At 57.2% G+C, this 10434-nt stretch carries 12 protein-coding genes and 1 pseudogene; 9 read left to right on the top strand and 4 right to left on the bottom strand.

Annotated features, from left to right (window positions below; genetic code table 11):
* Positions 1-270 (top strand): annotated as a pseudogene (locus tag Q0239_RS01705) (alkane 1-monooxygenase); the annotation flags it as partial.
* Here Q0239_RS01705 and sdhA read toward each other — a convergent pair.
* Genes sdhA through sdhC form a run of 3 tightly spaced genes read right to left on the bottom strand, consistent with a single transcriptional unit; the run spans position 267 to position 2912 of the window.
* Positions 267-2081, bottom strand: a complete 1815-nt coding sequence (gene sdhA, locus Q0239_RS01710) for a succinate dehydrogenase flavoprotein subunit (RefSeq protein WP_298597362.1) — start codon at positions 2079-2081, stop codon at positions 267-269. The pseudogene Q0239_RS01705 and the gene sdhA sit on opposite strands and share 4 nt — an antisense overlap.
* A complete protein-coding gene (gene sdhD / locus Q0239_RS01715) occupies positions 2081-2470 on the bottom strand; it encodes a succinate dehydrogenase, hydrophobic membrane anchor protein (RefSeq protein ID WP_298597364.1) in 390 nt (129 codons plus the stop codon). The genes sdhA and sdhD overlap by 1 nt, the downstream gene beginning before the upstream one ends.
* A 1-nt stretch (position 2471) precedes the next feature.
* Positions 2472-2912, bottom strand: coding sequence for a succinate dehydrogenase, cytochrome b556 subunit (gene sdhC, locus Q0239_RS01720; protein WP_298597366.1), 441 nt, complete (start codon positions 2910-2912; stop codon positions 2472-2474).
* A gap of 181 nt (positions 2913-3093) precedes the next feature.
* On the opposite strand from sdhC, the gene Q0239_RS01725 reads away from it, so the two are divergent.
* The 7 genes from Q0239_RS01725 to Q0239_RS01755 all read left to right on the top strand — a co-directional run bounded on the left by Q0239_RS01725 (position 3094) and on the right by Q0239_RS01755 (position 9014).
* Complete coding sequence (locus tag Q0239_RS01725; protein ID WP_298597369.1) at positions 3094-4425, top strand: methyl-accepting chemotaxis protein; 1332 nt, start codon at positions 3094-3096, stop codon at positions 4423-4425.
* Positions 4426-4482: 57 nt separating this feature from the next.
* Positions 4483-5175 carry an SDR family NAD(P)-dependent oxidoreductase gene (locus Q0239_RS01730; protein ID WP_298597373.1) on the top strand — a complete coding sequence of 231 codons (693 nt, stop codon included), beginning with the start codon at positions 4483-4485 and terminating at the stop codon, positions 5173-5175.
* A complete protein-coding gene (gene bla, locus Q0239_RS01735; protein WP_298597375.1) occupies positions 5165-6067 on the top strand; it encodes a subclass B3 metallo-beta-lactamase in 903 nt (300 codons plus the stop codon). The genes Q0239_RS01730 and bla overlap by 11 nt, the downstream gene beginning before the upstream one ends.
* Positions 6064-7026, top strand: coding sequence for a 50S ribosomal protein L11 methyltransferase (locus tag Q0239_RS01740; protein ID WP_298597377.1), 963 nt, complete (start codon positions 6064-6066; stop codon positions 7024-7026). Before bla ends, Q0239_RS01740 begins: the two co-directional genes overlap by 4 nt.
* A 57-nt stretch (positions 7027-7083) precedes the next feature.
* Complete coding sequence (locus tag Q0239_RS01745; protein WP_298597379.1) at positions 7084-7680, top strand: sigma-70 family RNA polymerase sigma factor; 597 nt, start codon at positions 7084-7086, stop codon at positions 7678-7680.
* Positions 7680-8366: an anti-sigma factor gene (locus Q0239_RS01750; RefSeq protein WP_298597381.1), complete on the top strand. Its 687-nt coding sequence runs from the start codon at positions 7680-7682 to the stop codon at positions 8364-8366. The genes Q0239_RS01745 and Q0239_RS01750 overlap by 1 nt, the downstream gene beginning before the upstream one ends.
* Positions 8367-8459: 93 nt before the next feature.
* The gene (locus Q0239_RS01755; RefSeq protein WP_298597383.1) at positions 8460-9014 is read left to right on the top strand and encodes a fasciclin domain-containing protein; all 555 of its coding nucleotides are present in this window, start codon (positions 8460-8462) and stop codon (positions 9012-9014) included.
* 85 nt (positions 9015-9099) lie between these two features.
* On the opposite strand, the gene phhA is transcribed toward Q0239_RS01755, so the two are convergent.
* The gene (phhA, locus tag Q0239_RS01760; RefSeq protein WP_298597385.1) at positions 9100-9969 is read right to left on the bottom strand and encodes a phenylalanine 4-monooxygenase; all 870 of its coding nucleotides are present in this window, start codon (positions 9967-9969) and stop codon (positions 9100-9102) included.
* Positions 9970-9984: 15 nt separating this feature from the next.
* On the opposite strand from phhA, the gene Q0239_RS01765 reads away from it, so the two are divergent.
* A partial coding sequence (locus Q0239_RS01765; RefSeq protein ID WP_298597388.1) for a DUF2459 domain-containing protein occupies positions 9985-10434 on the top strand: 450 nt, incomplete at its 3' end.

The following is a 10434-nucleotide window of genomic DNA, read 5'->3' on the forward strand; positions in this document are numbered from 1 at the left end:
AGCTTTGTGGGCCTGCGCACGGGTAATCCGCGCCAGATGCAACCACCGGTTGAAGGCTACAAGGAGAGCCTGCCCCCGCATATTGCCGCGATGCTCGACGAGGTGCTTTCATGCAGCGCCATCGGTTCACCCGACACAATTCGGGAGGGTATTTCGAAGTTTATTGAGCGCACGCAAGCAGACGAAATCATCGTCTCTTGCTCGGTCTTTTCGCATGAGATGCGCAAGCGCAGCCTGGACCTTACGGCCCAGGCTTTTAAATCGCTTTAGTAAACGCGCGCCTTCGGTTTGATATACTCGACCTCGTCGGTGAGCGTGTAATCGTGCACCGGACGGTAATCGAGAGTGACCTTGCCGCTCTTGCCGCCCCAGCCTTCGAACCAGGAAACGGTGTGCTTCATCCAGTTCTTGTCGTCACGATCAGGGAAATCCTCATGCGCATGCGCACCGCGGCTTTCCTTGCGGGCGTTGGCACCTTCGATAGTGCAGATCGCCTGACTCATCAGATTGTCGAGTTCGAGCGTTTCAACAAGATCTGTGTTCCAGATAAGGCTGCGGTCGCTGACCGAGATGTCCTGCATCCGCTGATTGACCTTCTGCATGATTTCGCAGCCCTCGGCGAGCAACGCACTATCGCGGAATACCGCAGCGTGCTTCTGCATCGCCTGCTGCATTTGCAGGCGCACCTCGGCTGTAGGTGAACCGCCTTTGGCGTTGCGGAAATGATCGACGCGGGCGAGCGCCAGGTCGGCCGAATCCTTGGGCAGCGCCTTCTGCGCGGCATTGGGCTTCAGCGTTTCCTTGAGGTGCAGGCCGGTTGCGCGGCCGAAGACGACGAGGTCGATCAGGGAGTTTGAACCGAGGCGGTTGGCACCGTGCACGGATACGCAGGCAGCTTCACCGACAGCATAGAGGCCGGGAACAACGACTTCAGGGTCTTTGCCCTTCTTGGTCACCACTTGGCCGTGATAATTACAGGGAATGCCGCCCATATTATAGTGGACGGTCGGGCAAACCGGCAACGGCTGACGGGTCAGATCGACACCGGCGAAAATTTTGCCGCTTTCGGTGATGCCCGGCAGGCGTTCCGCCAACACCTTTGGATCGATATGATCGAGGTGCAGGTAGATATGGTCCTTATTCGGACCAACGCCGCGACCTTCGCGCATTTCAAGCGCCATCGAACGCGACACGACGTCGCGCGAAGCAAGATCCTTGGCCGAAGGCGCATAGCGTTCCATGAAACGCTCGCCCTCGCTGTTGGTCAGGTAACCGCCCTCGCCGCGCGCACCTTCGGTAATCAACACGCCGGCGCCATAGATGCCGGTCGGGTGGAACTGGACGAACTCCAAATCCTGCAAAGGCAAACCAGCGCGCAGCACCATGCCGCCACCATCGCCGGTGCAGGTGTGCGCAGACGTTGCACTGTAATACGCGCGACCATAGCCGCCGGTAGCCAGTACGACAGACTGGCTCTTGAAGCGGTGGATGCTGCCATCGTCCATGCACAGGGCAATAACTCCCCGGCATTCGGGTCCATTGGCACCATCTTCCATGATCAGGTCGAGCGCGAAATATTCGATGAAGAAGTCCGCATCATATTTCAGGCTCTGCTGATAAAGCGCGTGCAGCATGGCGTGACCTGTGCGGTCAGCGGCGGCGCAGGTGCGCTGCACCGGCGGGCCTTCGCCCATATTCTGCATATGGCCGCCAAAGGGGCGCTGATAGATCGTACCGTCGGCGTTGCGCGAAAACGGCACGCCGGCATGTTCCAGCTCGTAAACCGCTGCGGGCGCTTCACGCACCATATATTCGATGGCGTCCTGGTCACCCAACCAGTCCGAACCTTTGACGGTATCGTACATGTGCCAGGTCCAGTGATCGGGCGAATTGTTCTGGAGCGACGCAGCGATGCCTCCCTGTGCAGCCACGGTGTGCGAACGCGTCGGGAACACCTTGGTGATGCACGCGGTTTTCAAACCAGCTTCAGCCGCGCCCATGGTTGCACGCAAGCCTGAGCCACCGGCGCCGACAACAACGACGTCATAGGTGTGATCGATAATCTTATAGGCTTCAGACATCAGGCGGGCACTCCGGTGAAGGCATGCTTGGCGACCATGAAAATGCCGAATGCGGCGGCGCCAATTACGTAGAAGTTCAAAAGGGTCAGCGCGGCAAATTTGTTGCCGTCGTCATGCACATAGTCCTCGATGAGGACCTGCAGACCGAGGCGGACATGCCAGAAGATGCTGACCAGCATCAGGATCATCGGTACTGCAACTGATGGCTGGGCCAACCAGGCGGCGACCGTCTCATGCTCAAAATTAGGCAGCAGCAGCAATGAAAGCACTAGCCAGCTGGTGAGCAGCAAATTGCCGACAGCGGTCAGGCGCTGATCAATCCAATGCTTACCGCCATGCTTGGCCGAGCCAAGCCCGCGTACGCGTCCGAGGTTGGTTCCGTTACCCATCTCAAATCCCCATAAAACGCGACGCGACGAGCATCGCGACTAGTGCGGTCGCCGTCAGCGCTGCAATAAACACCGCAATCGACCAAGTGCGCACCGTGGTCAGTTCGTAGCCGGCACCGAGGTCCATCAGCAAATGGCGGATGCCCGAGAAGAAATGCTGAAAAAAGCTGTAGGTCACAGCAAGACCAAGCAAGCGGAAGAACCAGTTGGCAGCAGTTTGCAGTCCAGTTGCTTCTGCACCCGCAGAAACCACCCAGGCTTGGAAGCTAGCATAGCTTTCCGGCCCACCCGCGATCGACGCAATCCACCACAACAGGGTCAGCATACCGGCAGTTGCCAGCACAAAACCTGTCGCGCGGTGGAAGATGGACACCGCCATATGCGGCCCCCAGCGATAAATCTGCAAGTGCGGCGAAATCGGCCGGTTCGGATTCTGCGCCATCGGCTAAGCTTCCCTGTTCAAGTTTGCGTCGCTCTTTACCGCTTTGAACCGTCTGCGCAAGGTGCGGGATACGGAATTTTGCCTGCCATGGATAACTGGGCGTTAACCATTCCCGCTTAACTTTGCACACCTAACTAGATGTAACTTGCAGGTCGCAATTCGGGAGTTCGCAATGTCGGATATGGAAAAGTCACTTTCGGCTGAGTTTGATACCATCGTCAAAGCCTTTGATTTTGATGGCCAGATGGCATCGAAGTGCCGCGACTTGCTTGCCATTGTCGATGACGAAATGGATGCCTTTGCTGCCTATTATTGGGAATATTGGACAAGTTTTGGAGATACCGAACAACTTCGTAATCCGGAATATATGGCTGCGATGGTCAAATCGACCGCGAACTATATCCGTGAACGCATGCGCGACATCAAAGGGACGATGTGGCGAGAATATTTGAAAGCGCAGATTATTGCTGCCTGCAAGGATCGGGTGCCGCTCGGGCATTTACTGGCCGCATCGACGCGCGCAAGCCTTCGCTATTTCGACATTTTCGATACCAAGCTGGAAGCTGGCGATACCAAACGTGATCGATTGATCAAAACCGTCCATGATTTTACCGCGATGGAACTTGCCGTAACGTCGGCCTGCTATGTGCATTACCAGCGCATCGTCCAGCGCGAACAGAAGGAAGGCTACACGGCCCAGTTCGAAAGCGACATCGGATCGAGCACGGCCGAGATATCCGAACAGGCAAATATCCTGCGTCAGCAGGCGGCAGCCAGCACCTCCGTCGCCCAGGGCATGTTGAGCAAAGCATCGGAAGTTGCCACTGCGTCTGAACAGTCAGCTGTGGCTATGCGTGAAGCCGCCCAAACTGCGGCAGGTCTGATCCGCGCCATCGAAGACACCCGCTCGGGGGTGGAGACTGCAGCCGATGTTGCGAATCGCGCCACCGAGCGCGCGCAGGAAGCGGTTGAAGCGACCGACACTCTTTCTGAGCAGTCGAAGTCGATCGAATCTATCCTTGGCTTGATCCGCGATATTGCGGGCCAGACCAACCTTCTCGCTTTGAACGCCACTATCGAAGCGGCGCGCGCGGGCGATGCCGGTCGCGGCTTTGCAGTTGTCGCGCAGGAAGTAAAAAGCCTCGCCAACCAGACCGCCGAAGCGACTGATGAAATTGCCGGCAAGATTACGGCTATCCAGAATGCCACCAAGGCGTCGGTCGAATCAAATGTCGCGATCAAGACTGCGGTAGAAGATGTGCAACACAGCGCCGAGCGAATCCGCCACGCGATGGAAGAGCAGGCCCAAACGGTGACCATGATCACGGCATCGGTTGACGAAACCGCACTCGCCGCCGACCTGATGTCCAACACCATCGCCGCAATCCGCGCCGATACTGAAAATGTTGTGTCGGAAATTTCGCAGCTCGAGGCAGGATTTGGCGATGTCGAAGGCAAGATTTCCTCGCTGCAGGCCAATGCAGGAAAATTTGCCGCAAATCTGGTTCGCTGATCAACGCACTCACTAAGCAAGGTTGAATTTCGTTGCCCGCTGTGGAAGGCAGCGGGCATGACCTTGCATATCTTAGTCACGGGTGGATCGCGCGGTATCGGCGCAGCCATTGTCGATGAACTCGGCGACGACAATGTCCTGATCCACGCAACCTCCAGCGCGGATGGCGATTTGAGCGATCCTACCGTTCCATCCGAAATTTGGCACAATGCTTTGCAGGAAATGGGTGGCCGGATTGACGTGTTGGTCAACAATGCCGGCGTATTTGAAGCAAATCCGATCGATCTCAGTGACATTGAATGGCTAGATGGCTGGGAACGGACAATGGCGATCAACTTGACGGCTTCTGCCCAGCTTTGCCGTCTTGCGATCCTTCATTGGCAAGCACTGGGTCAGGAGGGCCGTATTATCAATGTCGCGAGCCGCGCCGCCTATCGTGGCGACAGCCCGGCACATTGGCATTATGCAGCCTCCAAAGGCGGGATGGTCGCGATGACCAAAAGCATTGCACGCGGCTTTGCTGCGCAGCAAATCTATGCGTTTGCGATCTGCCCAGGCTTTACGATGACCGGGATGGCCGAGGACTATTTGGCTAGCCGTGGTGGGGACAAGCTGCTCGCCGACATACCGCTTGGCCGCGTGGCGATGCCTGAGGAAGTGGCGACGCTCGTCCGCTTCTGTGCGCTAGAGGCACCGCCTTCGATGACCGGCGCAATACTCGATATAAATGGAGCCAGCTATGTTCGCTAAATCGGTCGCAATCCTTGCTCTAATTGGAACGGCCCTGACAGGTTGTGCCTCCAACAGTGGCGCGCAGTCCGCCGCAACCTCCAAGTTTGAACCCATCGCCAAGGCCTGCGAAGGCCGCGACGGATGGGGTGACCCGGCACCTCCGGCCCATGTCTATGGCAATGTGTACATGGTGGGAACGTGCGGCATCGTTTCGCTATTGATTACCACGCCAAAAGGTCATTTCCTGATCGACGGCGCCATCGCAGAGGCTGCACCGGGCATTGCGGAGAATATCCGCAAGCTCGGCTTCAACCCCACCGATGTTCGCTATCTGCTCAACACACACGAACATTTCGATCATTCGGGAGGTTTGGCCGGTTTGAAACGGATAACCGGCGCACGGATGATTGCGCGAGCAGAAGCCAAAGATGCTCTTGAAAGCGGCACTGTGCATCCGTCTGATCCCCAGAAAGGACTTTTCAATCCAGTCGAAGGTGTCAAAGTGGATCAGACAATCCGCGACGGCGAAACGCTGAAAATCGGCAACCAAATTCTAACTGCGATTGCCTCGCCCGGCCATTCACCCGGCGGCACAAGCTGGCGCTGGCAAAGCTGCGACAATGGAAATTGCTTAAACATCGTTTTTGCGGATAGCTTGAGTGCAGTTTCGGCGGACGATTATCATTTTAGCGACCATCCGGAATATGTTGCGCCTTTGCGGGCAACCATCTCTAAAATCGCCGCGTTCGAGAATTGCGACATTTTGATTACCCCCCATCCTTCGCAAAGTGGTTTTTTCGAGCGTCTTAACGGCGACGAGCCTTTGATCGACGCGACAGCCTGCTCCCAATATGCGGCGGGCGCGCTAAGTAGGCTTGAAAACAGGTTGGCCAAAGAAACCTCAAAATGAACTGGAAGCTTACCCTGCCCTGCTCGCGCGCCGAAGCAGAGGCGATGCACGAGGATGATGAGTGGCTCGAGCAGTTCGAAAACCTGCCAACACTTGTGGCCGATGAGTTGGAAGCCTTCAACGACGCGAAATGGTCCATACAGGCCTACTTCAATGCAAAGCCGTCGCAGCATGATACCAGCCTGCTGGAAAACCGATTGGGCGCGAAAGCAGTTGTCGAGCATCTCCCCGACGAGGATTGGCTAACCCTGAGCCAGAAGAGCATCGATCCGGTCCATGCCGGGCGGTTCTATGTTCACACGTCAACCAACAAGGGCTCAATCCCTGCAGGCGCAAAGGCCTTTCTGATTGAGGCGGGGCAGGCTTTCGGCACTGGCGGGCACGAAACGACCAGCGGATGTCTCGCCATGCTTGACCGGCTGCATCGATCCGGAAAACGCTATCACCATATTGCAGATATAGGCACTGGCACGGGACTGCTGGCTTTCGCTGCACTACATCTTTGGCCACGGGCAATGATGACCGCATCGGACATCGATCCCGTAAGCATCAATGTGACACGCGAAAACGCCTCTGTAAATGGCGTCTCCCTCGGCCGGAGAAGCGGCCAGGTTACACTCTATGTTGCGACAGGGACCGACCATCCGGGAATATCTGCCCGCGCACCCTATGACCTGCTGATCGCCAATATCCTTGCGGGACCATTGGTGGAATTGGCCCCAAGTTTCTCGTCGGTCATCGCTGAAGGCGGCACATTGATCCTTGCAGGTTTGCTCGACACGCAAGTGGACAAGGTAATACGCGCTTATCGACGCAACGGCTTCCTGCTGATCGAGCGCAAGGATAATGGCGACTGGCCGTGCCTGCGCCTCGTCAAGCGCCGCCAATATGGACATAGACGCCCGATCCGCGCGTCGGGACGCACCAGCCAACCGCCGGGTGACTTCGGTACCTGGTAAAGACTACCGGCCAAATCCCGTTTTGCGCTTACCTACTTAGGCGCCGATAACCGGCCCATGAACGCGCAACCCGATGCAAGCCAGATGGCCATTGCCCGCGCTAGTCGCGAGCGCGAATTGCTGAGCGATGCGCTCGGCCGGGTGGGCATAGGCGACAGAAAAGCGTTCGAATTTTTATACCGGCGAACTTCCGCGAAACTTTTTGGCGTTTGTTTACGTATCTTCGGCAACCGGAACGAAGCCGAGGAAGCCTTGCAAGACGCCTATCTCACCATCTGGAACCGTGCCGCCGCCTTTGACCGGGACAAGGCGAGCCCGATCAGCTGGCTGGTTGCCGTCACACGCAACCGCGCGATCGACAGGCTTCGCGCGCGCGACAAGGGCAAACCGGCGGATCTTGAGGAAGCGCTGGCAATCCCTGACCCCTCACCCAATGCCGAAAAGCTGCTGTCAGAGAAAGACGATGCGCGCGTTGTCGACAGCTGTATTGAGCGACTCGATGATCGCGACGCCAATTTTATTCGCGCGGCCTTCTGGAACGGGCGCACCTATGCCGATCTCGCAGTTGCTGAATCGACGCCGCTGCCGACGGTAAAAAGCCGCATCCGCCGCGCGCTCATCAAGCTGCGCCATTGCCTTGAGGGCATGAGCTGATGCGTTTGACCGATGAGGATATCGCAACCGCTGGCGAACTGGCATTGGGTCTGCTCGACAAGGCCGAGGCAGCGCAGGCGCGTGCAAGACTTGCCGACGACCCGAATTTTGCCTCCGAGCATGCCAAATGGTCGGACCGCATGGTCGCAATGGAACCGCTCGAAGAAGAAGCTCCCTCGCCCGCTGTCTGGTCGCGGATTGACGCCGCGATCGCTTCCCAACCGCGTCAGGACAATACAGTCACTCGCCTTCGCATCTGGCAAGGATTGACGGCCGCTTCATTCGCCGTTGCACTGGTGCTGGCCACGATGCTGTGGCGCCAGCCCGAGATGCAACCTGTCCCCGCACAGCCGCAGATACTGGTCGCGGCGATTGGAGCAGAAGGTGGACGCGAAAGCGTCGCCGCCAACTATAATCCTCAAACGGGCGCGTTGCAGATCATCCCGATTTCGCTCGATACAGGTACGCTCTATCCCGAATTGTGGATCATCCCTGAAGATGGCGTCGCAAGGTCGCTTGGTATGATCGACCCATCAAAACCTGCTGTTCATTCCATCCCACAAGCGATGCGACCGCATCTGCACAAGGGTGCGTTGTTCGCGATTACACCCGAGCCAGCAGGCGGCGCGCCGGGCGGGAAGGCAACCGGACCGGTGATCGCCAAGGGTGCAATCGACACCATCTGAAAAAATTTTCATTCGGCTGCATCCATCCTGCAGGTCGCTCCGTAACTGCGTCCGACATGTATATCCCCCACATGTCTTGCAGAAGGAAAGACCATGACAAAGAACCTCTTCAAGATTGCAATTGCAAGTGCAGCCATCGCTTCGGCCGCAACCGTTGGCCATGCGCATAACCATGGCCATAGCGGCCATTCGATGGCCGCTCCGAAAACCAATATCGTCGAAGCAGCCGTTGCCACGCCTGATCTCTCAACCCTCGTTACCGCTGTCAAAGCCGCTGGTCTGGTCGATACACTCGCCAGCCCCGGCCCCTTCACCGTATTTGCACCCACCAATGCCGCCTTTGGCAAGCTGCCTGCCGGCACGGTCGAAACACTTGTAAGGCCTGAAAACAAGGGCACGTTGACCACCGTTCTGACCTATCATGTTGTCGCGGGCACCTTCGATAGCAAAGCTATCGCTGCCGCGATCAAGAGCGGTAATGGCAAGGCGACGCTCACCACGGTTCAGGGACAGAAGCTGACAGCATCCATGTATGGCGACAAGCTGATTGTTACCGATGCCAAGGGTGGCCAATCGACCGTCGCCCTAGCTGACCTTCGCCAAAAGAACGGCGTTGTCCATGTCATCGACAGCGTTCTGATGCCGTAACGCACTTGTTGGCGACCGGTACTCCGATCCCCCCTCCCATCAATCGGTTGCCAGCCAAGTCCCTTCCCTTTCGGGAAGGGGCTTTTCATTTGGCCTTTGATTGTGCGTAGGCCTGTGTGCCGCGCGTAATGACGTCATCTTCAGGCAGGATATCGGCGATCGGAATATCCGGCAGCGATTCCAGTTGTGCATAAAGCGGTGCAAAATCGGTTTCGACCGTGACCTTCAACAGATGCTCGAGTGACGGGATGACAAAATAATTCTGCTGGTAATCGTCGATCCGATATTCGGTGCGCATCAAGCGCAACAGATCGAACCGGATCCGGTTGGGGCTCGGATCGTCGAGGCAGAAGATGCTCTCGCCATAGCTGGAAACGATGCCTGCGCCATAAATGCGTAAGCCTGCTGGCTCCTCGATCAGCCCGAACTCGACCGTATACCAATATAGCCGGGCCAGCTTGTGCAGCGCGCCAAAGCCAAGGCTGCGCAGACCACCCTTGCCATAGGCCACCATATAGTCGGCAAACACCGGATCGGCGAGCATCGGGACATGGCCGAAGACGTCGTGGAAGACATCAGGTTCCTGCAGATAATCGAGCTGTTCGGGGGTGCGGATGAAATTGCCGGCAGGAAAGCGACGGTTGGCGAGATGGTCGAAAAACACATCGTCGGGAACCAGACCTGGTACAGCTACCACCTGCCAGCCCGTTACCGCCATTAGTCGCGCATTGAGTTCGCGGTAATCGGGAATGCCCGGCTTTTCGAGTTTGAGCACATCAATCCCGCGCATGAAGGCATCGCAGGCCCGACCAGGCAGCATTGCAGACTGGCGGGCGAACAGCCGGTCCCACATCGCATGCTCATCGGCGGTGAAGGCATCCCATGCTTGCGGGATCGTCCAATCCGGATTTGCACCCGGCGGCGGAGCATCATAGACATGGGTAAAGTCGGCCATGGAAGATAGTTACACTTGAAACTGTTTCGCATCAACAGCGTTGGTACTGCTTTGCGGGCTTTGATTGGCTGGCCGCTGCTGATGATTGGCTTGTACTTCGTCTCGGCACTGGCGGGCAGCTTCGTTCCGGCAAATTCCGATTGGAAGGAACCCGATCAAGGCATTCCCATTTTTGTCGAAACCAATGGCGTGCATGTTAGCTTGATCGTGCCGGTGTCCGCAGCAGGCGAAGACTTATCGGACCTCATCCGGCCCGAACATCTCATCGACGTCGATCTTTATGGCACGCACGCGATGATCGGTTGGGGCCATCGTAATGTCTATCGCAACGCGCGCACATGGAGCGATGTGCGGAGCGGAGATATAGCATCGGCCATAATCGGCTCAGACGAAACAACCCTGCATATCTACCACCTGATCGACCCGCGCCCTGCCCAACATCGCAGGCGCTTCCTGGTCTCACAG

The organism is uncultured Sphingorhabdus sp., from assembly GCF_937872355.1.
Classification (GTDB): domain Bacteria; phylum Pseudomonadota; class Alphaproteobacteria; order Sphingomonadales; family Sphingomonadaceae; genus Sphingorhabdus_B.